22 protein-coding genes are annotated in these 25525 nt (G+C 43.5%); 11 read left to right on the forward strand and 11 right to left on the reverse strand.

Features of this window, described 5'->3' with window-relative positions:
* The first annotated feature begins 148 nt into the window (after positions 1-148).
* A complete protein-coding gene (locus IHV80_RS06190; RefSeq protein ID WP_192890437.1) occupies positions 149-1411 on the forward strand; it encodes a DUF945 family protein in 1263 nt (420 codons plus the stop codon).
* Positions 1412-1573: 162 nt separating this feature from the next.
* On the forward strand, positions 1574-2668 hold the full coding sequence (serC, locus tag IHV80_RS06195; RefSeq protein ID WP_192890438.1) for a 3-phosphoserine/phosphohydroxythreonine transaminase: 1095 nt from the start codon (positions 1574-1576) through the stop codon (positions 2666-2668).
* A 91-nt stretch (positions 2669-2759) separates the two neighbouring features.
* Here serC and IHV80_RS06200 read toward each other — a convergent pair whose 3' ends face one another.
* A complete protein-coding gene (locus IHV80_RS06200) occupies positions 2760-3572 on the reverse strand; it encodes an AraC family transcriptional regulator (RefSeq protein ID WP_192890439.1) in 813 nt (270 codons plus the stop codon).
* 87 nt (positions 3573-3659) lie between these two features.
* Here IHV80_RS06200 and IHV80_RS06205 point away from each other — a divergent pair, with 87 nt between their 5' ends.
* Together IHV80_RS06205 and IHV80_RS06210 are read left to right on the forward strand one after the other, a co-directional pair.
* A complete protein-coding gene (locus tag IHV80_RS06205) occupies positions 3660-3902 on the forward strand; it encodes a hypothetical protein (protein ID WP_192890440.1) in 243 nt (80 codons plus the stop codon).
* A 54-nt stretch (positions 3903-3956) separates the two neighbouring features.
* On the forward strand, positions 3957-4649 hold the full coding sequence (locus IHV80_RS06210; protein ID WP_192890441.1) for an MOSC domain-containing protein: 693 nt from the start codon (positions 3957-3959) through the stop codon (positions 4647-4649).
* A gap of 91 nt (positions 4650-4740) precedes the next feature.
* Here the strand turns inward: IHV80_RS06210 and IHV80_RS06215 are convergent, their stop codons facing one another.
* Complete coding sequence (locus IHV80_RS06215) at positions 4741-5457, reverse strand: 3'-5' exonuclease (protein WP_017108213.1); 717 nt, start codon at positions 5455-5457, stop codon at positions 4741-4743.
* 5 nt (positions 5458-5462) lie between these two features.
* Positions 5463-7352: a DUF294 nucleotidyltransferase-like domain-containing protein gene (locus tag IHV80_RS06220; protein WP_192890442.1), complete on the reverse strand. Its 1890-nt coding sequence runs from the start codon at positions 7350-7352 to the stop codon at positions 5463-5465.
* A 150-nt stretch (positions 7353-7502) separates the two neighbouring features.
* On the opposite strand from IHV80_RS06220, the gene IHV80_RS06225 reads away from it, so the two are divergent.
* Positions 7503-8147, forward strand: a complete 645-nt coding sequence (locus tag IHV80_RS06225; protein WP_192890443.1) for an outer membrane beta-barrel protein — start codon at positions 7503-7505, stop codon at positions 8145-8147.
* 123 nt (positions 8148-8270) lie between these two features.
* On the opposite strand, the gene IHV80_RS06230 is transcribed toward IHV80_RS06225, so the two are convergent.
* The 3 genes from IHV80_RS06230 to IHV80_RS06240 all read right to left on the reverse strand — a co-directional run bounded on the left by IHV80_RS06230 (position 8271) and on the right by IHV80_RS06240 (position 11753).
* Positions 8271-9461, reverse strand: coding sequence for an amino acid aminotransferase (locus tag IHV80_RS06230; RefSeq protein WP_055318576.1), 1191 nt, complete (start codon positions 9459-9461; stop codon positions 8271-8273).
* A 202-nt stretch (positions 9462-9663) separates the two neighbouring features.
* Positions 9664-11166, reverse strand: coding sequence for an HD-GYP domain-containing protein (locus IHV80_RS06235; protein ID WP_192890444.1), 1503 nt, complete (start codon positions 11164-11166; stop codon positions 9664-9666).
* Between the two features lie 287 nt (positions 11167-11453).
* Positions 11454-11753: a hypothetical protein gene (locus tag IHV80_RS06240; protein WP_192890445.1), complete on the reverse strand. Its 300-nt coding sequence runs from the start codon at positions 11751-11753 to the stop codon at positions 11454-11456.
* A 217-nt stretch (positions 11754-11970) separates the two neighbouring features.
* Between IHV80_RS06240 and IHV80_RS06245 the strand changes: the two genes are divergently transcribed.
* Both IHV80_RS06245 and IHV80_RS06250 read left to right on the forward strand, forming a co-directional pair.
* Positions 11971-13374, forward strand: a complete 1404-nt coding sequence (locus IHV80_RS06245; RefSeq protein WP_192890446.1) for an aminotransferase-like domain-containing protein — start codon at positions 11971-11973, stop codon at positions 13372-13374.
* A 200-nt stretch (positions 13375-13574) separates the two neighbouring features.
* Entirely contained in the window at positions 13575-13781 is a 207-nt protein-coding gene (locus IHV80_RS06250) for a hypothetical protein (RefSeq protein ID WP_192890447.1), read from the forward strand.
* Between the two features lie 137 nt (positions 13782-13918).
* Here the strand turns inward: IHV80_RS06250 and asnS are convergent, their stop codons facing one another.
* Both asnS and IHV80_RS06260 read right to left on the reverse strand, forming a co-directional pair.
* Positions 13919-15319, reverse strand: coding sequence for an asparagine--tRNA ligase (gene asnS / locus IHV80_RS06255; RefSeq protein ID WP_004734710.1), 1401 nt, complete (start codon positions 15317-15319; stop codon positions 13919-13921).
* Between the two features lie 280 nt (positions 15320-15599).
* Complete coding sequence (locus IHV80_RS06260; RefSeq protein ID WP_192890448.1) at positions 15600-17225, reverse strand: methyl-accepting chemotaxis protein; 1626 nt, start codon at positions 17223-17225, stop codon at positions 15600-15602.
* A gap of 520 nt (positions 17226-17745) precedes the next feature.
* Between IHV80_RS06260 and IHV80_RS06265 the strand changes: the two genes are divergently transcribed.
* Positions 17746-17943: a hypothetical protein gene (locus IHV80_RS06265; RefSeq protein ID WP_143691566.1), complete on the forward strand. Its 198-nt coding sequence runs from the start codon at positions 17746-17748 to the stop codon at positions 17941-17943.
* Positions 17944-18024: 81 nt separating this feature from the next.
* Positions 18025-19167, forward strand: coding sequence for an amino acid permease (locus tag IHV80_RS06270; protein WP_192890722.1), 1143 nt, complete (start codon positions 18025-18027; stop codon positions 19165-19167).
* Positions 19168-19298: 131 nt separating this feature from the next.
* Here IHV80_RS06270 and IHV80_RS06275 read toward each other — a convergent pair whose 3' ends face one another.
* The 3 genes from IHV80_RS06275 to IHV80_RS06285 all read right to left on the reverse strand — a co-directional run bounded on the left by IHV80_RS06275 (position 19299) and on the right by IHV80_RS06285 (position 22943).
* Entirely contained in the window at positions 19299-20660 is a 1362-nt protein-coding gene (locus IHV80_RS06275) for an L-serine ammonia-lyase (protein ID WP_102307422.1), read from the reverse strand.
* 120 nt (positions 20661-20780) lie between these two features.
* Positions 20781-22034: an aromatic amino acid transport family protein gene (locus IHV80_RS06280; RefSeq protein WP_017109687.1), complete on the reverse strand. Its 1254-nt coding sequence runs from the start codon at positions 22032-22034 to the stop codon at positions 20781-20783.
* Positions 22035-22343: 309 nt separating this feature from the next.
* Positions 22344-22943 carry a CoA pyrophosphatase gene (locus tag IHV80_RS06285; protein ID WP_192890449.1) on the reverse strand — a complete coding sequence of 200 codons (600 nt, stop codon included), beginning with the start codon at positions 22941-22943 and terminating at the stop codon, positions 22344-22346.
* Between the two features lie 280 nt (positions 22944-23223).
* Here IHV80_RS06285 and IHV80_RS06290 point away from each other — a divergent pair, with 280 nt between their 5' ends.
* Together IHV80_RS06290 and IHV80_RS06295 are read left to right on the forward strand one after the other, a co-directional pair.
* On the forward strand, positions 23224-23766 hold the full coding sequence (locus IHV80_RS06290; protein WP_192890450.1) for a heme NO-binding domain-containing protein: 543 nt from the start codon (positions 23224-23226) through the stop codon (positions 23764-23766).
* 1 nt (position 23767) lies between these two features.
* A complete protein-coding gene (locus IHV80_RS06295) occupies positions 23768-25486 on the forward strand; it encodes an ATP-binding protein (protein WP_192890451.1) in 1719 nt (572 codons plus the stop codon).
* The last annotated feature ends 39 nt before the right edge of the window (positions 25487-25525 follow it).

The raw sequence follows: 25525 nt of genomic DNA on the forward strand, positions 1-25525 counted from the left end.
CCAATAAGCGCTTAATAAGGATGAGAGCTGGCCGTTAATTTGTTGAGGGAATTTAAGTATCGAGCAATAGACTGATTTAACTCAATGTTTCTTGTTTGCTACTGATGGGTTAGACTAAAAAAAACAGACTAGTGTAGAAAGAGAACTCATGGAACAGTTAAGAAAAATTGGCGCAATTGGCGGAGCAATCTCATTGGCACTTTGTTGGCCACTCGCGGTTGGGCAAATTGGACAAAACGCGATTACTGATGGCGTTGCAAAGCTTAACAATTCAAGCATTCAAGCTGAGATCGTGGAATACGATAGAGGTTATCTTTCTTCTAATGTAACCACTCGTGTAACTGTGACGGATGAGAGCTTGAAAGAGCAACTTGCGCTCGATGGCTTACCAAGTGAGTTTGTCATTAATAGTGCGGTTAGCCATGGTTTAGTGAGCTTAAACGCGCTGTCGACGTTTGAGAACACTGACATTCTGCCTCTTACTCTGACTACCAGCACTGAGCTAAACGGCAACACGGATTTCAACTTTGAGTTAAGCCAGTTCAATCATCAAGGTTCTGATGAAAATGGTACCTCGGTATCTATCACGAAATCGAACCTCTCTGGCCATGCCACCGTATTGGGGCAGGTCGATTACGAGCTTTCTATCCCATCGGTTCAAATTGATTTTGAAACGGGTGAAGAGGTGACACTATCTAACCTAAAAGGAATTGGTTCCGGCCAGCAAGCGAAAGGTTACTGGTTAGGCTCGCAGAACTTTACTATTGATAGCTTCTTGATTTCAGATTCTGCAATGCAGCCATTCATGACCATCGAAAACTCTAAGTACGATTTTGAATCGCATCTAGATGAAGCGACTAAGCGTTTGAGCAGCAGCCTTAAGTTGGATATCGCCAACATCGAGACCAACGAAGGCCAGTTGAATAATCTAAACGTCGATTTTGAAATGTCGAAACTGGATAGCCAGTCGTTTGAGAAAATCTTTGAAATTTACCAGGCGAATCCTGTTCTGACGCAAGAAGATGTGGCTGAGATCATTCCGTTCATTGATGTACTGTTTGCTAAAGGCTTCGACCTTTCAATGAACAATATGTCGTTAGAATTAGGCAAGGGTCAGTTTGAATCTAAATGGTTGGTGAGTGTACCGGAAGGCACTGAAAACATCAGCAGCAACCCTTCAATGATTGTCCCTGCATTAACCGGTAATGTTCAATCTAGCTTCTCAAATGAACTTGTCGAAGAATACCCATTCATCCGTGAAGGTATCGACGAATTGATCGTGATGGAAATGATCAAGCAAACAGAAAGTGGTTATGAAATCACGGCTGATCTAGAGAATGGAAATCTAGTGTTTGAAAATGGACAAGAAATTCCATTAATTGCACTACTTATGCCGGCTTTTGTTCAATAAGAAGAGTCGGGCTTAATACTGATAGGGCGATCTAACGGGTTAAGTTAAACATTTTGTACGGTACGAAACAAAAGAGGTCTTAAGACCTCTTTTGTTGTTTTTATGTTGGGTAAAACATGGTATTACTTGCATAGTTATTATTTAGCAGGAGCAATCATCCCCATGGAACTTACATTAGATAACGTATTCAACTTTAGTGCTGGCCCAGCGGCACTGCCTAAACCGGTAATGAAACAAGCACAAGCGGACTTCATTGATTGGAATGGTTTAGGCACTTCCGTTATGGAAATCAGCCATCGCAGCAAAGAGTTTATTCAAGTTGCCGATGAGTCTGAGCAAGACCTACGTGATCTTCTGAACATCCCAGACAACTATAAAGTTCTTTTCTGTCAGGGGGGCGCTCGTGCTCAATTCGCTGCTGTTCCTCTAAACCTTCTAGGTGACGCGACGAAAGCGACTTACATTGATGCGGGTTACTGGGCTGAAAGTGCGGTGACTGAAGCAAGTAAGTACTGCGAAATCGACGTATTCAATGCGAAGACATCGATTGATGGCAAAGCGGCTGTTGTTCCGGCTAAAGATTGGGAAATCGACCCAGAATCGGCATACGTGCACTTTTGTCCAAATGAAACCATCGATGGCATCGAAATCAGTGAGCTTCCGCAAACAGATAAGCCTATCGTTGCTGACATGTCATCTAACATCTTATCTCGCAAAATCGATGTGTCTCAGTACGGTGTTATCTACGCGGGCGCTCAGAAGAACATTGGTCCTGCAGGTATCTGCATTGCTATCGTGCGTGATGATCTACTTGATCTTGCCAACGAAGTATTACCTAGCATTCTGAACTACAAAGTTCTTGCTGAAAAAGACTCTATGTTCAACACGCCACCAACCTACGCATGGTACTTATCTGGCTTAGTTTTTAAATGGTTGAAAGCTCAAGGTGGTGTGGAAGCTATGGAGCGTGTTAACCAAGAAAAAGCAGCGCTACTATACAACGCGATTGATGATTCTGCTTTCTACAAAAACGACGTTCATACAGCCAACCGTTCAAGAATGAACGTACCTTTCCAATTAGTGAAACCAGAGCTAGATGCTAAGTTTTTAGAGTTAGCTGATGCTGCGGGGCTGAAATCGTTAAAAGGTCACAGAGCGGTAGGCGGCATGAGAGCTTCACTTTACAACGCGATGTCTCTTGAAGGCGTTCAAGTATTAGTCAGCTTCATGAAAGACTTCGAAGAGAAATACGCTTAATCAGCGAGTTCGATACTAACCAATAAAAAGAGGAGCTCCATGCTCCTCTTTTTGTTTATATTGTACTGACTGTCACAACATAAATGCTTAATTACCTTCGTTGACTATTAAAGCGAAACTGCTGCGGGGTGACATTAAAAGACGCCTTGAAGGCTTTGATGTAAGACGAGTCGTTTTGATAACCGACTTGGTCAGCAATGCTCTGGATTGAGAACTCTTCATCGAGCAAAGACAACGAATAAATTAGTCGGATTTGTTGTCGCCATAACTGAAATGACGTATTGAACTCTTTCGAGAATAGTCGTGACAAGGTTCGCTCTGATGCACCGACTTTCTCTCCCCATTCCTTTAGCGACAAATCCAACGCTGGCTTCTCCGTCAGCGCTTCAAACACAAGCTTCAAGCGTCTGTCTTCGGGTAATAACAATTGAAAGGTCTGAATGTTGTCTTTCATGATCTGATCGTGCAATACCGAGAGTAATCGCGATACCTCTTCATCACTCACTAATCCTTCGCACTGTCTGCGAATTTCCTGCAATAGCTCATTCAAAAATGGCGTCAGGGTAATGGTTCGCACTTGAGGCTCATACTTAATACCAAAGGCTGGATTAAGGTAAATGCCGACAAACGTCGTATGGCTTAATGCGATGGACTCATGCTGAATGCCCGCAGGAACAAACAAAGCAGAAGTATGGGGCACAAGATGTTGGTAGTGCTCGGTTTTCGTTTGCAGCAGGCCTTTGATGGGGAAGATCACTTGATGCCATGTATGTTGGTGCATTGCATCGACGTAGCCCTTGGGCATATCGATGGTCTTCACCAATGCCGGTGAATTAGGGTGGGCGACCATCATCTCATTTGAGGTGATGATTCCGGAGTGAGAATCTATTTGGCGGGTTGGCATGGTTAACTGTCTTTATGTCCCTATTCTGACGCGGCTGGACTAGGCTATCATGCCCGGCAGAGTGAATGAAGTGGAGAGGGTGCACGTATGCGATATCAAGTTGAAATATCGAAAGAAAACCAACTACTATTCAAGGTCGATATTGAAGGCGTTAACCAAAACAAGTGCCAAACATCGCTCGAAACGGTATTGGCTAAGTTTCCGAAAACAGAAGGCTATCAGCGTAATGTATTGCTTTCGAACAGCGAAACACGCTACTTAAAAAGTACAGAACACAGCATGGAAGTACTGGCGGCGATTCCGGTATTTGAATCACTGGGCGAGCAATAAGTTGGCTTTAGCTGGTATAAAACAGCAATAAGTTTTAGGTAAGAAGGAAGAGATATGAAGAAGTTAGGCGTAGTAAATAGTGTATTGGCTGGCAAAACCGTTACTTTTGCGCACGGTTCAAACAGTGCCATTGATAAGCAGGTTTTGTCGGAGCGCCAGCACGCCACAGAGCTTGGTTTTACCAATGATGAACAAGGCGACCCTCGCTTTCATGGTGGCATTCAGAAAGCCCTTCATATTTATCCAAGTGAGCACTACCCGGTTTGGCAGCAAGAGTTGGGCGACAAAGACATCTTCCAATCTGCAGGCGCATTTGGCGAGAACTTAAGCTCAAGCGGTATTTCAGAACAATCCATTTGTTTGAAAGATAAGGTTCGCATCGGATCAACTTTATTGGAAGTCTCACAGGGGCGCATGCCTTGTTGGAAGCTCAATGTACGATTCGATCAAAACGATATGGCAAGAAGACTACAAGACACACTTCGAACTGGGTGGTACTTCCGAGTATTGGAAGAAGGTGATATTGGCGCAGGCGACGAGATCATTCTGTGTGAAAGACCTTACCCAGATTGGTCGCTCGCTCGTATCATGGGCTCGGTATTTACTGGCAGCCTTGATAGAGAAGAGCTAAGTCAGATGGCTGACCTTCCGTTAGTCGAATCTTGGGGCAAGTTGGTTGAACGTCGTCTAGAAACAGGTGAAGTCGAAGATTGGGAGATGCGGTTAGTTGGTCCTACAGCAGCATAAACCTGGATGACAAAAAGCAATAAAGCCCACTAATGGAAGTTAGTGGGCTTTATGTTTATACGTTCTATTTAACGTCAGTCTTAATTAGTAATTAGAGCCAGAAATTCTTCAAAGGCATCTCAGAGTCAAAGTGATGAGCGATCTGTGCTTGGAGTAATTCAGCGGTCGCAATAGCATCGGTTAGCGCGTGGTGCGGTGTGTAGTCGGGTAAGTGGTATCGACGACGACTCTGCCCCAATCTCACTGAAGCTGGCTTTTTACCTTTTAGCTTATTCCACAAACCGCCAGCCAGTTTATTCTGGATTTGAGATTCGATCTCGAGCGTATCGAGGACTGGGAACTCAATGCCTTCTCCGAGTCGCACCTTCAATGCATTATCTAAGAAGTCACGTTCGATACGACGATAGTGAACCACAGGAATATGTCCTGCCATTGATTCTAAGATCTCGCCCAGCACTTCGCTAAGATCTGGAGCATCAATGATGTCATTGTGAGTGATGCCATGAATCACGACAGACTCTTCTTCCAACTTCTGTTTTGGTCTTAGCGTCCAGTGTTTGGCTTGTCGCAAGTAGATGCGATTGAGCGTAAATGGCACTAAACCAATAGTAATGATGCCGTCTTTGTTTGGGTTTAACCCCGTGGTTTCAAAGTCGACAGCCAAGAAAGTCACTTCTGAAAGTGGCGTATCAGGCGCAGGAAGAGGCTGGCTATAAAAGTGCTTTAAGCGGTCGTCGCGAGCGCGCTCGAGCTTCTGAGCAAACTTAAACGGCCAATCGACCGCAGGTGATCTGAATAGTTTGTTCATAGGCCCTACTTAAACTTATTGCTAGCTTGATAACGGAACTTAAGGAAGTTTTGCGCATTACTTAAAATTTGGAATGCGTCCTTTAGATTGCGTCGTTCGAAGTCAGATAAGTTCTCTGGTTCAATGTTGTTATCAGGCTCGATATTGTTATCAACATCGTGCGCTTGGTGACGAATACGAACCAAGGAGATGAACTCCATGGCGTCTTTCAAATCCTGCGCTCTGCCTTTAGGCAAAATACCTGCATCGATAATATCGTCCAAACGTTCAAATGAGTTTTTCGAACGAGAAGCCACAGCTAACGAGTGAACACGAATCAAGTCTGCGAGTGGTGCGGTGCCACGACGTTTAAGGTTGATCGAGTTGTTGTGGCGGCCATCTTTCTCCATTACGAAATCTTTGAAGAAACCCAGAGGCGGTGTGCGGTTGAGCGCATTACGAGCAAGACATGCCAAGAAACGGTTGTTCTTACGTGCACGTCTTACGATGAAGCTGTTCAATTGCTCAGCCCATTTTAAGCGGCCATATACGCCATCTAAATCAAAGAAGATGGAAGCATTCAGTAGCGCTTTCGGGTTTGGATCATCAATCCAATCGGCAAAGCATTCTTCCCATTGTCGACGTGTCATGCGCCAAGTTGGGTTAGTCGCCATGATGTCACCCGTACAATACACATAGCCACACTGGTCTAAACCGTCACAGATGAAGGTCGATAGCTCTTCAAAATATTTGCCGTGCTTTTTCTCGTCGTAGGTGTCATCAAGAATGATGGCGTTATCTTGGTCTGTGACCAGTAACTGCTCGTCGCGTCCCATAGAGCCGAGTGCAAGGAAACAATAAGGAATCGGTGCTTTACCCAATTTCTCTTCACCTAGCTCGATAATACGTTGTTTAAAGCTGCGGCCTATTACTGACATCGCGGTGCCAACCATGTGGGCATTGGCATCTTCATTAACCAAGCGTACAAAGCTATCTTTTACTTGTTCGGAAAGTACTTTCAGGTCTTCGATACTTTGTTGTTGGAAGATACTACTTACCAACAATAGCGAGTTTTGAGATTCGTAACGTACGATATCGGTCGCTTCGATAATACCAATAGGCTTCTTATCTTTTAGCACTGGTAGGTGATGCACGTTGTAGCGAAGCATGGTCATCATAGCTTCGTATACATAAGCATTATGGTCGAGCGAGATAACCTCTGGCGTCATCACACTGGATACTTCATCTGATGGGTCTAGACCTTCAGCAAGTACACGTGTACATAAATCACGGTCGGTGATAATACCGATAACGGGTGTCGAATCATCCTCTTCGTCTTCGACGATATCTGGGTCGATAATCAGTAGGGAAGAGACGTTATCTTCGGCCATCATGGTGGCAGCTTGCTGAATAGTGCGCGTTTTCTCGATCATCGGTGCTTCACTGGTGAGCAGTGTTTTAACCTTGGATGTCGTTAAATCGTTGGCGTCGTTACTATCTAAGTTAGCCTGACGCAGTCGCGCATTATCTTCTACTTCGACAAAGTCGGCGAAGGAATCATAGTTGTCATAAAGTTCTTGGAAAATAGGCTCAGGGATACAGTAGAGTAGGGTGTCTTCTGTTGCCTTAACAGGGAAGCGAACTTTGTTGTTGGTGAGTAACCCCATTTGGCCGAACAAATGGCCTTCATCGAGGCGGTTATAGAGCTCCCCTTTACGGCGATAGACTTCCACTTCGCCGCTTCGAACTATGTAAAGATCATTAATCTGGTCACCAAAGTGAATGATAGGTGTGTCTTGGCGGTAATAAGAAATTTCCACGCTACTGGTCACTTTCGCCAACATCTCCTCAGGGAGTTCTGTGAAAGGGGGGTATTGTGCCAGAAAGTTTTGAATCTCTAATAACTCAGCATCCATAATGAACATCCATTAGTTTGTATGATTTCATGGTACAACATTTGATAATATTTTGCCGTCACAAATCAATCTGTGAGCTAAAACCTTTTTAAAGTCTTATGGATAGACTAACCTTTCAATTAATGGAGTGACAGTTTAAGGATGATAGGAATGTCGAAGTGGAAGCTTAGTTTTGTATCTGCAGTTTTTATGTTTTCTCCAAGTTTGTGGGCAGACACTCACAGTGTGGATATTTTAGATTACGACCATATATATGCGACCGCGCATTCGGGCAGTTTAAATGAAGATGTAGGCAGTAATAACAATGCCTCGTCGTATGGGTTAGGCGTCAGTTACGCGATGACGGATGATTGGTTGTTGCTGGGAGACTACAGCGCACGCTTCATTCACCCTGATGACACCACAACTCGAATTGACACGCTTATGCCAGGTGTTGGTTACCGTTACAGCATTAAGAATGATTTAGATATAGTGGCTTACTACCTGCTTGGTATCACTAAAGGCAAGGTTGAAGATAATGACACCAACCGAACTGAATCTTCAGACACCGAGTTCATCCAAGGGGTAAAAGCCGAGCTTAACTATGGCTTTGCGAAACGTTGGATTGCCAATGGCAGCGTGCAAGTGAACCGCAGTGATTTGTTCGACGAAGAGATTTACCATTTAGGTTTGCGCTATCTCGTGACCAATAAGTTTGCGATTGGCGGCTCTTACCAGCACCGAGATGGTGAGGGAAGTAAAGGTGGAAGTGAGAGGACGAATGAGTTAGGTGTAGAGTTCTTCCTAGAGTACTAACTAGTAACGTAAAGACTACGTTTCTTAACCGCTCATAAATAAAGAAGACAGACACAAAAAAGCCAGCTTAGTCGCTGGCTTTTGCATATCTATATGTCTACGAATATAGGCTTCACTTTACGATTAAAGAACCGCAGCTAGACCTTTACATAGAGGACCCATGTTTGACTTAGTCATACCAGCAACACTGATACGGCCAGAGCCGACAATGTAGATAGCGAATTCATCTTTCAGGCGAGTTACTTGTTCCTTGCTTAGACCAGAGAACGAGAACATGCCGTTTTGGCGCTCGATGAATGTGAAGTCTGCGTCTACACCTTCAGATTTCAGTGTCGTAACAAACAGCTCGCGCATCTCTTGGATACGGTCGCGCATTTCTGCTACTTCTGCTTCCCATTCAGCTCGTAGATCAGCATCACCAAGGATGTGAGTAACGACAGCACTGCCGTGCGCTGGTGGGTTAGAGTAGATAGAGCGAATGATGCTCTTAACTTGAGAGAATGCTGTTGTTGCTACGTCTGCAGATTCAGCAACCAATGTGAATGCACCAACACGTTCGTTGTACAAGCCAAAGTTCTTAGAGAACGAGCTCGCCACTAGGATTTCTTTGTTGTATTGAGCAAAAATACGTAGGCCAGCTGCATCTTCTTCAACACCTTTTGCAAAACCTTGGTAAGCAAAATCGAATAGAGGAAGCAGTTTCTTCTCAGCAACGAGCTTAGCCAGAACTTCCCACTCTTCAGTTGTTGGGTCGATTCCTGTTGGGTTATGACAGCAGCCGTGAAGAAGAACGATATCACCTTCAGAAGCTTTCTCTAGGTCAGCAACCATGCCTGCGAAGTCTTTGTCTTTTGTTTCAGCGTTGTAGTAGCTGTATTGAGCCGTCTCGATACCTGCAGCAGCGAAAACGCCGTTGTGGTTTGCCCAAGTTGGGTTACTGATCCAGATTTTTACGTCGCCCAGTTGGCGCTTGATGAATTCACCCGCTACGCGAAGTGCACCTGTACCACCTGGAGCTTGTGCTGTTTTAGCGCGTTGAGATGTTACGATCTCTGCGTCTGAACCGAAAAGAAGTTTCTGAACCGCTAGACCGTATTCAGCTGTACCTTCAATCGTTAGGTAAGATTTGGTTTTTTCGTTTTCAAGAAGTGCAGCTTCTGCTTTCTTTACTGTTTTAAGTACAGGCGTTTGACCATCTTCATTTTTGTAGATGCCAACACCAAGGTTGATTTTCTCTGCACGAGAGTCTTTTTTAAACTCTTCAGTAAGGCCGAGGATAGGATCGGCGGGAGCAGCTAACACTTTTTCAAACATAATCTTCATCCATGTCAATTGAGAGGGGATAGTATCTAAGGGTAGTTATACCTGTATGGAATTTTTAAGACAATACGAAGTGAACAGAAAGGCTAAAAAAAATCCATTTCAATCAGATTTATTGACTAAAGAGGGTATTTGATAACAAAACACCCTACGGATTAACCTATAGGGTGCAAGAAGTTAGTGGTTTTTGAATAGATTACGCTGGTTGAGCAACAAGGCTTTCGCGTTCAAGTTCACTCGCGATATTTTTGCCATCTTTGTAGGTCGCGGCAATCGAAACAAACGCTTGCTCAACAGCCAGAAAAGCGTCGATAATTTGTGGGTCAAAATGCGTCCCATTGCCATCTAAGATAATCTGTTTAGCTTGCTCATGAGTAAAGGCTGGCTTGTAGACTCGCTTCGAGATGAGCGCATCATAAACATCGGCTAATGCCATTAAACGACCCGATAACGGAATTTCTTCACCAGACAGTTGGTTTGGATAACCGCTGCCGTTCCATTTCTCGTGGTGAGTGAGAGAAATCTCTTTCGCGACTCTTAAGAAAGAGCTGCTTCCTAATTGTTTCTCTGCAATAGATAACGCTTCGGCGCCAATAGCAGGGTGACCTTTCATTATCTCAAACTCTTCGTCAGTCAGCTTACCCGGCTTCAGCAGCACACTGTCAGGTATACCCACCTTGCCTACATCATGCAGTGGGGCAGACTTATAAAGCAGCTCGATATAGTTGGGTGTTAACAAGGTCGCGTGAGCTTCCGATTTACTGAGTTCTTGCGCGAGAACCTTAACGTACTCTTGAGTTCTTAGGATATGTGCGCCAGTTTCATTGTCTCGAGATTCAGCCAATGCAGATAAGCTTACAATAGCAACGTCGCGCGTGGTTTTGATTTCGTTTTGTGCCGTTTCAAGGCTATCAAGCATGGTGTTGGTCATTGATGCCATTGAGCCAAGCTCGTTGTAGCCGAAAATAGGTAAACGAACGCCTTGTTCGCCATTGGTGACCTTGCTCAATGCGTGCTCTTGGCTAAGGAGAATGCGTTTAATCAGCTTGCTCCAAAGTGCCATGATGATGATTGCGTAGCCACCAAGTACCACCGCTAAATAAATGAATTCTTTGATCACACTGATCTTGCCGGTGCCGTCTAACAAACGGTCAGGGTTGTGCTCTAGCCAAAAGATGTCTTTGACGGCAATCATCGTCAACATCGTCGTTAGTGTGACTAGAAGAACTATGACCAAGCCTATCATCTGCTTGACCAGTGAACTTCTCTCACCAATTAGATGAAAATCAAACTTGCCAGTCGACTCCATTTTATCCATTTGGTTAAGTTTGGCGTTTAGCTGAAGAATGGTTCCAGTAAAGAAACCAAATAAGCTCATGCCGAACAGCACTTTCAAATTACTATCTATGGTGAATTCATAGCTTAGGTTGTAATAGAGCGCGAAAGGGACACTTGCAGTAAAAAACAATAGGGTATCGAGTTGTGCTAACCGACCTTGTTTGACTAAAGTGTGCTGCGCTAATAGGTAATGACGAACGAGCCATAATAAGACGAAGACGATACTAACGTGCGTGAAAATCTCTAACGTGGTTAGGCTTTCGAGCATAGGACATACTCGGCTGCCGTAGGTGCCAAACAGCACGCCTGCGATGACGTATAACTTAGTCGTTAGCGATTGATTGTAGTTTGAATTATCCATCGATAAGCCTTTGTTCTCAGTATTCTTAGTTTTGCAAAACTGTTCTTAGGTTTACATGAGTCAAATATTGATTCACAGACTCAGACGCACGTGTGTTTAATATAGCTGGTGTGAATATGACCGGAAATTCTATCGGTAGCTTTCGTGGATTGATACAAGAAACTGGTTTGTGTTAGTGATTTGTTAGCTAGGTGGGGATTATTGCAGCATTTTTATGAAGATACTTGAATAGCCTCCGTTGAAATTAGAGGCTATTAAGTCGGTACACTTGAGCGAATTAAACCAAGTTATTTTTTAAGATTGATTTCAGCTTCAATAGAACTGGTTTCAATATCAGGATGAGACGCCAGTTTGTCAGTTGCCCACTGGTTTAAGTGCTTAAGAATTGCAGACACCGCGTGTTTCTCTGTTGGTGCCTGATCTTGCTCTACGTCGATTTTCTGCTTTGGATGTGAACCTGTCGCATCTTCAGCGATATGAAGCCAATCTGGGTGCCAGTAATATGGTTGGCCACTCGGTGTTGTCCAACTATGAACACCGTTTGACTCTCCTCTATAACTTAATTGGTCTGCTTTTATTCTTGTCATTATTATCTCGCATGTTTTTGGGTTACATCAAATTATTGAAGCAGAAAGCCAACTTAGCTCCTGCCTTGGATACAAACTTAGCAAAGCTTACAAAGTTAACTGTGAACCAATTCACACTATTATAGAAATTAGCTGCAATCATATGGATAGCAGCAATAGTTGATAACGTTAGTGATAAAATCTCCGGCTTATAAATTTATCTAGGTAGTACAATTAGATGGCGCGTTATGAAGAGCTTGCAAAGGATATTCGAACTCAGATTGCTAACAACACTTGGCGATCCGGGGAGAAGATCCCTTCTGTGCGCATGAGTTGTCGTAATTACAACGTCAGCAATAGTACTGTCTTACAAGCCTACCAGTTGCTTGAAAGCGAAGGGTGGATCATAGCTAAGCCTCAGTCTGGCTATTTTGTTGCGCCGCGAGTAGATGGTGTTGATCTTGATTCAACACCAATGCATCAAAAGAAAGCGATTAATGATCGCCTGTTTGATTTTTTGAAATCGAGCTCTGCAGAAGGTGTCATTCCTTTTGGCTCCGCATTCCCAGATCCCGATCTTTTCCCGTTACCGACATTAACTCGAAACCTTGCCAGTGCCGGAAGGAAAATGACCGGTGCCAGTGTAATCAATAATCTCCCACCGGGCAGTGAGTCTCTAAGAAGACAAATTGCACAGCGTTATCTGCAGCAAGGGATCACAGTTAATCACCAAGACATCGTGATTACTTCTGGCGCGATGGAAGCGCTTAACTTGAGCTTACAAACGGTCACCAAGTCGGGTGACAATGTTGTGATTGAATCCCCAGCTTTTTATGGTGCTTTACAGGCCGTCGAGAGGTTAGGGCTTAACCCTATTGAAGTCGATGTTTGTCCAGTTAATGGGCTGAATATAGAACAGTTTGAAAGTGCACTAAAAAACCAAAACGTGAAAGCGTGCTGGTTGATGACGACCTTTCAAAATCCAACAGGAACGAGCCTATCTGAAGAAACAAAGCGCCGCGTTGTAGAGATTGCTGAACAAAACAAGACCTACATAATTGAAGATGACGTGTATGGTGACCTTTATTATGAAGGGCATAAACCCAAGCCATTGAAGGCCTTTGATAAAACCGACTCTGTTTTGCTTTGTGGGTCGTATTCAAAAAGCTTGTGTCCCGGTTATCGAGTAGGGTGGGTAGTGAACACACGTTTCAATGATGCGATTCAAAAGCTTCAGCTGCTTTCTACCTTATCGAGTAGTGCGCCTGTACAGCTTGGTGTTGCACATTTTCTCACTCATGAAAGTTACGACAATCACCTTCGTAAACTGCGTAAAAATCTCTTGGTCAGAAAAGAGCGATTTATTAGCGCGATTAGACAATACTTCCCCCAATCTATCGAGATTGAAGAACCTGCTGGTGGTTATTTCATTTGGGTTCGCTTCTCTGCGAATTTTGACAGCCAACAATTCCATCAATTGGCGATTGCACAAGGTATTAGCGTCGCATCGGGCGATCTGTTTAGTGAGCAGGGCAAAGTAAGCAATGCAATTCGATTGAATTTCTCTTACGAACTGACAGGTGAGAAAGAGCAAGCTCTGATCCTACTTGGCAAGCTCGCGCATAAACTGACTCACTCGTAATAAACGTATTTCTTAGCAGTCTGGTTTTTTAAGCGTTTTAGTTCAAAGCGAGCAAATGGCTAAGTCGCCACAAAACCTTAAGTCACTCATAAAAAAGGCAATGATTGCAACTGTACGGGTTGTTTGTCGTATAACTGTACGCCTTATAAAGCAAAGAGTTGTGCTTCAATAACGGTAGATTAAATATTGGAGATACCGTTATGTTGAAAATGAGTATGGGAAACGAAGTTAAGCTGATCATCGTTGCTATTGTATGTGCTCTTCTGCTTATTCTCGGTCACGTATTGCTGGCAAAAGCATTCGCTGATATGGCTTGGGCAGAATACACCACTGCCGCAATCCCATTCGTTATGATGGCAATCTGCGGTCTCGCGATAAAATACGCTATCGGTCAAGATGTCGATTAGCCTTTGAATCATTAGTTTCAGCGGGTGGTACGCAGAAATATCAGTTGTCTGATTTTATTCCGAATATAAAAAAACCTCCGTATAAACGGAGGTTTTTATTTATCTGTACTGTCTTCTACAAAAGAAGAAAGCCGATATTAGAAGTTCGCAGAGCGTGGAGTTCGTGGGAACGGGATAACGTCACGAACGTTGCCCATACCTGTTACGTAAGACACTAGACGCTCAAAGCCAAGACCGAAGCCAGCGTGAGGCACTGTGCCGTATTTACGTAGGTCGCGGTACCAGCTCATGTGCTCAGGGTCGATACCCATACCAATCATGCGCTCGTCTAGAATATCTAGACGCTCTTCACGTTGTGCACCACCGATGATTTCACCGATGCCTGGTGCAAGTACGTCCATAGCTGCAACTGTTTTGCCGTCGTCGTTTAAGCGCATGTAGAAAGCTTTGATGTCTTTCGGGTAGTTCTTAACGATAACAGGAGCTTTAAAGTGCTCTTCAGCTAGGTAACGCTCATGCTCAGAAGACATGTCGATGCCCCACTCAACGTCGAATTCAAATTTCTTACCAGAGTCTAGTAGGATTTGGATTGCGTCAGTGTAGTCAACTTGTGCGAAATCAGCGTCTACGAATTGCTCTAGACGGGTGATTGCTTCTTTGTCGATGCGAGAAGCGAAGAACTCAAGGTCATCGCGGCGTTCTTCAAGAACAGCAGCGAAAACGTACTTAAGCATGTCTTCAGCCAGTTTTGCTACATCGTCAAGATCTGCAAACGCAACTTCAGGCTCAACCATCCAGAACTCAGCTAGGTGGCGGCTTGTGTTTGAGTTTTCAGCACGGAACGTAGGACCGAACGTGTAAACCTTGCTTAGTGCACAAGCGTAAGCTTCAGCATTCAGTTGGCCAGATACTGTTAGGAAAGTCTCTTTACCGAAGAAGTCTTCGTTGAAGTCAACTTTGCCTTCGTCAGTGCGAGGTAGGTTTTCCATGTCTAGCGTAGATACGCGGAACATTTCACCAGCGCCTTCTGCATCAGATGCAGTGATAAGCGGAGCTGAAGTCCAGAAGAAACCTTGCTCGTGGTAGAAACGGTGAATCGCTTGAGATAGACAGTTACGTACACGTGCTACTGCGCCGATCACGTTTGTACGTGGGCGTAGGTGAGCAACTTCACGAAGGTACTCGATAGAGTGACGTGTCTTAGCCATTGGGTAAGTGTCAGCGTCTTCAACCCAGCCTACAACTTTAACGTCAGTTGCTGCTAGTTCGAAGTCTTGACCTTTCGCAGGAGACTCAACAATCTTACCTGTTACTTCAACAGAGCAGCCAGTTGTTAGCTTTAATACTTCGTCTTCGTAATTATTAAGATTATTAGGAACCACGGCCTGAATCGGGTCGAAACAAGAGCCGTCATAAATGGCAAGGAAAGAGATTCCAGCTTTGGAATCACGACGTGAACGGATCCAGCCGCGAACAGTTACTTCACTGTCTACCGCTAGCTTGCCGCCAAGTACGTCTGTTACAGGCGCGTAAGTCATGTTGATTTCATTCTCCATTGAGGGACAAATTCAACTCAAAGTCTCTAGCATTGCAGCAAATAAACCGTTATTTGAACAATAATTAGCCGAAACATTGAGTTGTATAAACTTTTTAAATCGATTGAACATATTACCTGTCATACAGACAGCTTCAACCTTTATTCTTGCTCGGCGAAAGAAATATTTTGTCTATCGAGGATAAAAACCAATAAGGGCTGATTTTTTACTCTATTTTCTACATTTCAGAGAAGAGTTGCCCCTTTGCTCTCTCAGTTGAAGACTAATTCTTACGGTTTTCAGAGTTGGAGAGCGTGAACTGATTAATCAGCGACTCGAGATGATCAGACAGCTCTTCTAAATCATGACTGATCCCGCGCGTTTCTCCGGCTGATTGCGAAGTATTATTGGCATGAGAAGTAATGGTTTCGACTTTGTGTTGAACATCTTTGGTTGCGATCGTGGTGGACTGTGTTTGCTGTTGGATATTTTGAGCATGTGCCAGCACTTGCTTCATCTCTTCGACCACTCCGTTCATGTCGTGAGATAGAGCATCAACATCCGTTGAACTTTGGTGAGCTTGCGCACAAACACGGTCGGCAGAGGTTAGAGACTCCTCACTGCCTTGTTGGAATTGGTGAATAATCGATTCAATGTTGCCGGTGGCTTCAGCCGTTCGTGAAGCGAGGTGACGAACTTCATCGGCAACGACAGCAAAACCTCGACCTTGTTCTCCTGCTCGAGCGGCTTCAATGGCGGCATTTAAAGCAAGAAGGTTGGTTTGATCGGCGATGCCTCGAATCACACTTAAGATAGAAGACACTTCGCCCGTTTGTTCATTGAGCGTGAGTACCTTGTGTTTTACTTCTTCAATACTGCTAACCAAATTTTTGATTTCGCTGCTCGCACCGTGTGCTTGATTGGCACTTTTACACGCGACATCAGCAGTATGATTGATCAACTCGGATGCTGTTAACGTTGCTTGCTCTACATTCACTTGTTGCGCTTGTATCCCTTTCACATTGTGTTGTACTTCAGCGGTTTCGCTTTGTTGATCGCTGGCGGCTTTTTCAGTGATTTGAGCAACGCTGGTTAATTGATTGGCAGAAGCATTGAGCTTATGTGAGGTGTCTTGAACCTTGACTAAGCTGTCTGAGACCGTCCCCATGAAGGAGTTAATCGAGCTCGCTAAGGTGCCAATTTCATCGTTACTTTTCTCAGGTAATCGAGTGGTTAGGTTTTTATTCTCGCTGACTTGTGTCATGAAGTTTGAAGTCTGTTGAAGAGGGTGAACAATAATTTTACGAATTAAGCCCATCGTCAGTACAAAACCAACGAATGAAATCACTGCCATGATACCAATAGCCGCCATGGTTTGAGTGTCAATCAAGGAATTGACATGGTTTAGATTGTATTCAAGACGTATTGCTCCCAGTACTTCACCTTCAGGTGCCATATGACAAGCGACACAATTGGTTCCACGGTAGTTTTCACTCGACTTCATCGGTAGGGCGATAACCAAGCCTTTACCCCATTCGGCAGAGAAAGGTTCAATAATGGTTTCACCCGCTAGTGCTCGTTTATCAATATCGTCAACCGGTGTTTGGTTGTCATTACCTGGTCCATATAACTTGCTGACAGCATCGGCACGTAGCACTCGCACGTTTTCAATCCCTTCTTGAGCTAGTGCTTTCTGACGAAGGGTCTCTTTCTGTGCCATGGTGCCAGTCAGCATCATCATATTGAGGCTATCGAAGTAGTTACTGGCTTTGTCGTGAAGTTGTTCACTCAATACTGAGTTAACCAGTTGTTTTTGCTGTGTGTATTGAAAATACGTCGATATGACGAGCAGAAACGTGAACACGATGGCGAGAGCCACTAGGATTTTAAAAGTGATTGTTGAGCGCATAAGGTTGTTTTTATTAATTATAATGACGCGCATACTGTACGTGTAAGAATCCCTACTACCTATGGGGTATAGTGAATTGTGTGACCACACTCCGGTTGTGGTTATGTTTCTGTGATGTAGCGAGTTTGTGTTGTAATTGATTCCGCATTTGAGGTTCAAATGTGCTCGTGTCTACTTCTGTTATATTGCTAAGAGGAAAATGCAGAATTTTTGAGCAAGAGCGCCTTTTTTGTGCCTGATTTATGATTTTGGTTATGCTGCGTACAAGCGTTGTTGTTAATGGGGTAGGTATATTTATGGCTCCGATTTTTATCAGTAATGATTATTGTTTTATGTAGCTTGGTGGTTGATTTATAATCAAATGGCTGTTTTGTTCAATTTAATAGCAGAAATTGTGGTTATAGCGTTGTGTTTCGAGGCTCATTCGATAAGATAAAAAGACCTCTATGATAGAGGTAGGGCAGCAACGGATACGCTGCTTCAAATACTATGGAATGTGACTCAATTATTGGACACATACATGAAATTCAAGATTACATCGCCGATTATTGAACCTACGGAAGGTTCACCACATCAGTTAACGCTGACTCACGCTTCTCGTTTTACCTCTTTTAAGACAAGCTCCCCTTTGAACGCCCTGTTCGACAACGTCTCTGCACGCTTCTTTACTGCTTATCGCTCCTATTGTTATTCGTTTTATAACTTTATTTCTATCTGAACTCCTTTGTCATCCGCTTGATGTACGAAGACTCACACCTATAAAAACTAAACAAATAAGTTAAAAATAATGAATATTAAAATGATGGGTAGCTCCCTAATTATCGCTGGTACCGCTCTCGGTGCTGGTATGCTTGCGATCCCAATGGTATTAGCTCAATTCGGATTGCTTTACGGTACACTGCTGATGGTTCTGATCTGTTTCGGTACCACTTACGCAGCACTATTACTTCTAGAAGCGACCATCAAAGCCGGTGGCGGTCTAGGGTTGAACTCTATTGCTCGAAAAACTCTGGGCAAACAAGGGCAGTTGATTACTAACGGCCTACTTTATGCGTTATTGATTTGCCTATTAATGGCTTACATTCTGGGCGCGGGTGATTTGCTGAGCAAGTTACTGTCTAACTTTGGTGTTGAGATCACCGCTACCACGAGCCAAATTGTGTTTACCTTACTTGCTGGTGCTGTGGTCGCAAGTGGTACTGGTGTGATTGATAAGCTCAACCGAGCGCTGTTCTTTGTGATGCTAGTCAGCTTGTTTGTCACTATGGCCTTCTTAGCGCCAAATATGACTCAAGATAACCTGTTGCAGGTGACCAGCCATGATCACGTTGATCTAATCAAGACCAGTGCAATCCTGTTTACCAGTTTTGGCTTTATGGTTGTGATTCCAACCTTGGTTTCTTACAACCACGAAGCGACAGACAAACAGCTGCGTAATATGGTGATTGTTGGTTCTCTGATCCCACTAGTGTGCTACCTGTGTTGGTTGTTTGCGGTAGTCGGTAACCTGAGTGAGGAGCAATTCAGAAGTTTCAAAAATGTCTCTGATTTGATGGCGGCGTTTGAGGCACAGTCTCCTTGGGTAGGTAATGTTCTTTCTACCTTCACTGGCTTGGCTTTGTTGACTTCTTTCTTTGGTGTGGCGATGGCGCTGTTCAACCAGAATAGAGACATGTTCAACCAAAACACTGCGGTTACTTACTGCATTAGCTTCATCTTGCCGCTGGCGGGTTCACTGCTTGCTGCAGACAAGTTCTTACAAGTGTTGAACTATGCAGGCATCATCTTAGTGTTCTTGGCTGTGTTTGTTCCTCTGGTTATGGTTCATAAGCAACGCTTTATGAAAGTAGCGGAAGACAGATACAGCGCTGAAGGTGGCCGACCAATGATGCTTTTCTCACTGTTATTTGGTTGCTTCTTGCTTATCTCACAAGTGATTTAACAAACCAATTTGGTCGGTTGAATAAATCAGTCACCAAGCTTGAGCTCCAAAAGCTTTAGATACAAAAAAAGGAACGCATTGGCGTTCCTTTTTATTATCTGCTCATTAAAAGCAGATCGATTCAAAGACTATTAACAAACAACCTTAACAGCCAAACCACCTTGAGAAGTCTCACGGTATTTAGCGTTCATGTCTTTACCTGTTTCTAGCATTGTTTCGATAACTTTATCTAGAGAAACAGTAGGAGCAGAAGAGCGACGAAGTGCCATACGAGTCGAGTTGATTGCTTTCACTGCAGCAATACCGTTACGCTCGATACATGGTACTTGTACTTGGCCAGCAACTGGGTCACACGTTAGACCTAGGTTATGCTCCATGCCGATTTCTGCAGCCATACATACTTGCTCAGGGCTACCACCCATAAGCTCAGCAAGACCAGCAGCAGCCATTGAACATGCCACGCCAACTTCACCCTGACAACCAACTTCAGCACCAGAGATAGAAGCGTTACGCTTGTAAAGGCCACCGATCGCGCCAGAAGCTGCGAAGTAACGGATATAGTCTTTCTCTGTTACTGTTTGGATGAACTTATCGTAGTAAGCCAATACCGCAGGGATGATGCCACACGCGCCGTTTGTTGGTGCCGTTACTACACGACCGCCAGCTGCGTTTTCTTCGTTTACTGCGAAAGCAAACATGTTCACCCAGTCAACAACCGTCATTGGGTCATTAGTTGTTTTTTCTGAAGTGATCAGTTGTTGGCGAAGTGCCGCTGCACGACGAGGTACGCGCAGTGGACCCGGTAGGATACCTTCAGTATTCATACCGCGATCCATACACTCACGCATCGTTCTCCAGATGTTGGCGAAGTAAGTACGAGACTCTTCGTCTGAGTGGAACGCTGCTTGGTTTTTCATAACCAGTGTACTGATAGAAAGACCGCTTTCTTTACACTGATTAACCAGCTCTTCAGCTGTTGTGAATTCGTAAGGTGCTTTAATTGGGTTTTCTTCTTCTTTGCCGAAGCTCTCTTCGTCAACGATGAAACCGCCACCAATTGAGTAGTACGTTTTTGAGTAAGCGACTTCGTCATCAACCCAAGCATGAATGCTCATGCCATTTTCATGTAATGAAAGGTTCGAAGTATGGAAGTTCATTCCGCCATCTTTAGGGAACGAAACAGTATGACAGTGCATACCAACAGGTAGACGTTCAGTTTCTTCTACTCGAGCAATAAAGCCCGCGATAGAGTCGATATCTACTTTCTCAGGAGTATTGCCAGCAAGACCCATGATGATAGCGATATCAGTGTGGTGACCTTTCCCTGTCAGTGATAGTGATCCATATACGTCCACGGTGATTTTAGTGATGTCGCGCAATTTTCCCATTGAACGTAGGTCATCAATAAATTCTTTACCCGCTTTCATTGGTCCAACTGTGTGTGAGCTCGATGGACCAACACCGATTTTATAGATATCAAATACACTAATCATAGCGATTACCTCAAAAAGAGAGCCTCCCAAGGGGAGTAGGGAGGCTCATTTATTATCATTATATTTTGTGTTTAATCTCGCGATATAAGATGAAGCTCATCTTATAAAAAGTGCTTTAGATTAAAGAGCGCCGTAGATTACAGAACTAATAGCCGCTAGACCACATAAAGCTGTAAAGATTTGCACAGGTGCTGATGTTTTGTACTTAGCCATTGCTGGTACTTTTTGCATCGCGAATACAGGCATTAGGAACAGGATAGCTGCAATCATTGGAGCACCCATTGTTTCAATCATACCTAGGATGCTTGGGTTAACTACCGCAACAATCCAAGTTGTAACAACGATGAACGCTAGAGATGCTTTCTCAATTGTGCTGATTGAAGAACCAGAGCGAGACTTGATTAGACCAACAAGACCTTCATGAGCACCTAGGAAGTGACCGAAGTAGCTAGAAGTGATTGCTGCGAACGCTACTAGAGGACCCATGTAAGAGATAAGTGGAGACTCGTGAACGTTAGCTAGGTAAGAAAGTACAGAGATGTTTTGCGCTTGTGCTGTTGCTAGTTGCTCTGGAGATAGAGAAAGCACTACAGAGAATACGAAGAACATTACAAAACCCATCAGCATCATTGCTGCGCCACCAGTGATCGCGTCAGTTTTCTTAACTGCGTCATCACCGTATACACGACGTTGCTCTTTAGAGAACTGTGAAATGATTGGGCTGTGGTTGAAAGAGAACACGATGATTGGAATCGCAAGCCAGATAATAGAAGGCATTGCTGACCATTCTGGGCTTGTTTCCATCATTGAAGTGTTCCAATCAGGAACTAGGTAGAAAGACAATGCTAGTAGGATGAATACTAGTGGGTAAACCATTGCTGAAGTTGCTTTAAGCATCAGCTCTTTACCGAATACAACACCTGCTGTCATAGCAAGGATAAGTGCACCAGAAAGAAGAGGACGAGGAATAGATTCCATGCCCATTTGGTTTACTAGGAAAGAATCAACCGTGTTGGTGATACCAACGCCGTAGATAAGAACGATTGGGTAGATAGCGAAAAAGTAAGCAAAAGTAATAAGGTTTGCGCCGGTCTTACCGAAGTGTTCTTCAACTGTATCTGTAATATCTGCTTCAGGGTTCTTAGAAGACAATACGAAACGAGCTAGAGATTTGTGTGCGAACCAAGTCATTGGCGCCGCGATTAGAGCTAGGATAACTAGTGGCCAAAAACCACCCGCACCAGCTTTGATTGGAAGAAATAGTACGCCAGCACCAACTGCTGTACCGAATAGTGATAAACACCAGGTAAAATCTTTATAGTTAAACTTGCTTGAATCTTTAACGGCATTTGCCGAAGAAGTTGTTGTGTTCATGTTAAATTACTCATTTTTTGGGAACAGGAAATAAGTTGGGGCTAATTCTGCAGAATTTTCTTCTACAAAAAATAGATCTAAATCATGTAATGAAACGGCGTGTCACATGATATGCGAAAAACGGATTTTTGATCACGAAATTGGCGTGCTACAGGTGATTTATGCTCATGCTAGGCATTAGTTTTTGTTATGCGAAAGGTGGGGTTGTTCAGATTTATACCAGGGAAACGTTTGCGTAAAATTGGATTAATAAATCTGTTCCATAGAAAGGCTGGATTTTGTTAACAGAGATTAAACAAAACGTAGTTGCTATGTAATCTGTTGCACTACATGCTGCTGCAATGATTGGATGATTTGAGCCGTAACGCCCCATATTAGGTGCTCTTCGAAGGGCATGGCAAAAACTCGGTGTTTGATTTTCTTAAAATTAACGGTGTGGCTATGAAGCTTGGCTTGGTCCAAAACATAGGTGGCAGGAACCTCAAAAATAGAGGCAACTTCGTTCTCATCGATAACAGCTTTGTAATCAGGATCGACCATTGCAACAATCGGTGTCACAGAAAATTTACTAATGGTACTCAATGCTGGTAATTGCCCAACAATTTTAACCTGATCCGATCGAATTCCTACTTCTTCGTGCAGTTCTCTTAGTGCAGTAAATTGCATAGAAGGGTCAGATTGTTCATGTTTCCCCCCAGGGAAGCTGATTTGGCCAGGATGGTGCTTAAGATGTGCTGCTCTTTTAGTAAAAATGACATGTAAACCGTCTTCTCGTTCAACTAAACCAACCACAACTGCAGCCTTACGTAGTTGCTCCCCACTAATATGAGAAACACGCTCTACAGATTCAGGGTGGTAACCAACTGTTGGGTTAAGTTGGAACTGTTGAAGGAAGTTATCTTTATTCATGTCATGTCAATATATTGATTATTATGATTTTAAGTATAGGCATAACCCTTAAGCTAACGCCAATATTGGTGAAAAACAGGTCTAGCTAACCGTCCCTTTGCCTGGTGCTGGCCTTTTTGCACCAAATTGTCGCTTTTTGCTATATTCAATATGGGCATATGAATAGGTGGCCGTTATCAATGTCATTAAATGGAGCAATAAAGCGCATATTTTTGATTAAGAATTTGATAACAACAACTTAGTGGCTCATTCTAAAAAGAAACAGATCAAAAGGTATGAGATGAAAGGAATCATATTCACCGAATTTTTGGAGCTTGTTGAAGAGAAGTTTGGCTTAGAGCTTCTGGATGAGGTTCTAGATATGTCGGAAGACGAGGGGATCTATACCTCTGTTGGTAGTTATGATCATAAAAACCTTGTCAGGCTAATCATTAATCTCAGTAAGAAAACAGAAATAGACGCTACTACTTTACAGCGTGTATTTGGCCAGACTGTATTTAAAAACCTATTAGCGTCATTACCAAACCAAGCCAGTCTCAATCATAGCAGTACCACTTTTCAGTTTATTCAGCATGTGGAGCGCTACATTCATGTTGAAGTGAAAAAACTCTATCCAGATGCACAACCGCCAGAATTTCATTTCATTCATACAACAGAGGCAGAGCTTGTGTTTGATTATAAAAGCGCACGTTGTATGTCTCATGTTTGCTTAGGCTTGATCGAAGGGTGTGCTGAATATCATGGAGACACCATTTCGATTGAAATGATTCCTCAAAACGATGAACAAAGTGTTGTTAGGTTTAATCTAAAGGTAGAGTCGTAGTATGAGTCTAGAAACGGCTATGGAGCGAAAACTCAAACGGCAAGTCGCTGCGAGAAAAGAGGCTGAGAGGTTACTCGAGCAAAAAAGTTTAGAACTTTATGAGTCGAACCAACAGTTAGAGTGTGCATTGCGTCAGTTAGAGAAGCGATCGAAAGCCAATTTACGTCGCATAGAGTTTCAAGAGCAAATTGACAATCTTCTGATTGATTTTGGTCGTACCTTTTTGCGCAATGACTTAGACGATGTCATGTTGTCCGAACTGACGTCTAATGTGACCAATAGTTATCTGATAGAAGCTAGCCGTTTAATACTCCCTCCTAGGTTATTACCAGAGCTTGTTCGTTGTGATTATGGCGATGAGTCCATTAGTTCGTTAGATCTAGAGCTTCAAGAGCCATGTTGGAATGGTAATTTGTTGACTGTACCGCTCGAAGTTGAGCAAGTAATCGTCGGCTCCTTAGTGGTAAAGGTTAATTTGTCTGAGCAGGATTGCGACTTTATTCAAAGCCAAATATTGCTAGTAACGGATCTTATATGCAGTGCACTAACACACCAGTTAGCAATTAACCAAAATATAGAGTCGCGACAGCGTGCTGAAGAGTCAGAAAGAGCAACTCGCGATTTTGTTGCGATGATCAATCATGAATTGAGAACGCCTTTGAATGGGCTGTTAGGCAGTGCTGAATTGATCAGTGATACCGAACTGACTAAACCACAGAGAGAGCTCGTTAATAATTTGAGCCAATCTGGTGAGTTTTTACGAACCATTATTAATGACTTATTGGATTACAGTAAAATCAATGCAGGTATGCTAGAGATTATTCCGAAAAAATTCGCACTGAATGATTTGAGAAATACGATCGATAGTATATTCACCAATCGAGCTATGGAAAAACAGCTTCAATTCAACGTTGAAGTGGCAGCGAATGTGCCTTGTCATTTTAAGGGCGATCTGGAGCGAATTACTCAGCTATTTGTTAATCTCATTGGTAACGCGATTAAATTTACGGAGCACGGTTACGTTAAGGTCAATATAAAGTGGCATAACGATTTGTTTGTTTTTTCTGTTGAAGATACAGGCGTAGGCATTCCAGACTCTGCTCACAAGAATCTTTTCCAACCTTTTACTCAGGTCGATCGTTCCAGTAGCCGAAACTATGAAGGGACAGGATTGGGGCTTGCTATCTGCCGTAAGTTGATCGCGATGATGAACGGTGAAATTGACATTGCTAGTGTTGTGGGACAAGGCACGATTTTTACCGTGTCTATTCCATTGGAAGTGGTTGAAGTTATGGATCTTAGTGTGCACATTACTGAAAAAATCGGTTCGGATATCGAGTTATCACGGCTTAAAGTGTTGGTTGTTGACGATATCAAGATGAACCAAATTATTATTCAACAAATGTTAAGAAAGTTCGAAATTGAACCCGAGATAGCAAGTAATGGCGTGGAAGGGCTTGAACTGGCTAGTACCAGCGAATATGACGTCGTGTTTATGGATTGCCGGATGCCAGTGATGGATGGCTTTGAAGCAACACAGACACTTCGAGAAAAGGGTTACAACAAATCGATTGTTGCGCTAACCGCAGGTACGACCTTGGAAGAGCGTGAGCGCTGTATTCAATGTGGAATGGATGACATTTTAAGCAAGCCTTATACGGCCAATGACCTTAAAGAGGTACTGAAGAAGTGGGGTGTGGCAGTAATAGGTTCTATATAAGTTACGCTCATACTTATCTTGCTACGAGGTGAAACCACT

It is taken from the genome of Vibrio bathopelagicus, assembly GCF_014879975.1.
GTDB lineage: Bacteria > Pseudomonadota > Gammaproteobacteria > Enterobacterales > Vibrionaceae > Vibrio > Vibrio bathopelagicus.

Bases quoted from the DNA above. Each gene is read 5' to 3' on its own strand.
- IHV80_RS06280 (WP_017109687.1), bottom strand. From the start codon at position 22,034: ATGAACACAACAACTTCTTCGGCAAATGCCGTTAAAGATTCAAGCAAG.
- IHV80_RS06250 (WP_192890447.1), top strand. From the start codon at position 13,575: ATGTTGAAAATGAGTATGGGAAACGAAGTTAAGCTGATCATCGTTGCT.
- IHV80_RS06285 (WP_192890449.1), bottom strand. From the start codon at position 22,943: ATGAATAAAGATAACTTCCTTCAACAGTTCCAACTTAACCCAACAGTT.
- IHV80_RS06275 (WP_102307422.1), bottom strand. From the start codon at position 20,660: ATGATTAGTGTATTTGATATCTATAAAATCGGTGTTGGTCCATCGAGC.
- IHV80_RS06235 (WP_192890444.1), bottom strand. From the start codon at position 11,166: ATGGATAATTCAAACTACAATCAATCGCTAACGACTAAGTTATACGTC.
- serC (WP_192890438.1), top strand. From the start codon at position 1,574: ATGGAACTTACATTAGATAACGTATTCAACTTTAGTGCTGGCCCAGCG.
- IHV80_RS06260 (WP_192890448.1), bottom strand. From the start codon at position 17,225: ATGCGCTCAACAATCACTTTTAAAATCCTAGTGGCTCTCGCCATCGTG.
- IHV80_RS06200 (WP_192890439.1), bottom strand. From the start codon at position 3,572: ATGCCAACCCGCCAAATAGATTCTCACTCCGGAATCATCACCTCAAAT.
- IHV80_RS06245 (WP_192890446.1), top strand. From the start codon at position 11,971: ATGGCGCGTTATGAAGAGCTTGCAAAGGATATTCGAACTCAGATTGCT.
- IHV80_RS06290 (WP_192890450.1), top strand. From the start codon at position 23,224: ATGAAAGGAATCATATTCACCGAATTTTTGGAGCTTGTTGAAGAGAAG.
- IHV80_RS06265 (WP_143691566.1), top strand. From the start codon at position 17,746: ATGAAATTCAAGATTACATCGCCGATTATTGAACCTACGGAAGGTTCA.
- asnS (WP_004734710.1), bottom strand. From the start codon at position 15,319: ATGACTTACGCGCCTGTAACAGACGTACTTGGCGGCAAGCTAGCGGTA.
- IHV80_RS06225 (WP_192890443.1), top strand. From the start codon at position 7,503: ATGTCGAAGTGGAAGCTTAGTTTTGTATCTGCAGTTTTTATGTTTTCT.
- IHV80_RS06240 (WP_192890445.1), bottom strand. From the start codon at position 11,753: ATGACAAGAATAAAAGCAGACCAATTAAGTTATAGAGGAGAGTCAAAC.
- IHV80_RS06215 (WP_017108213.1), bottom strand. From the start codon at position 5,457: ATGAACAAACTATTCAGATCACCTGCGGTCGATTGGCCGTTTAAGTTT.
- IHV80_RS06205 (WP_192890440.1), top strand. From the start codon at position 3,660: ATGCGATATCAAGTTGAAATATCGAAAGAAAACCAACTACTATTCAAG.
- IHV80_RS06210 (WP_192890441.1), top strand. From the start codon at position 3,957: ATGAAGAAGTTAGGCGTAGTAAATAGTGTATTGGCTGGCAAAACCGTT.
- IHV80_RS06190 (WP_192890437.1), top strand. From the start codon at position 149: ATGGAACAGTTAAGAAAAATTGGCGCAATTGGCGGAGCAATCTCATTG.
- IHV80_RS06270 (WP_192890722.1), top strand. From the start codon at position 18,025: ATGATGGGTAGCTCCCTAATTATCGCTGGTACCGCTCTCGGTGCTGGT.
- IHV80_RS06230 (WP_055318576.1), bottom strand. From the start codon at position 9,461: ATGTTTGAAAAAGTGTTAGCTGCTCCCGCCGATCCTATCCTCGGCCTT.
- IHV80_RS06220 (WP_192890442.1), bottom strand. From the start codon at position 7,352: ATGGATGCTGAGTTATTAGAGATTCAAAACTTTCTGGCACAATACCCC.
- IHV80_RS06295 (WP_192890451.1), top strand. From the start codon at position 23,768: ATGAGTCTAGAAACGGCTATGGAGCGAAAACTCAAACGGCAAGTCGCT.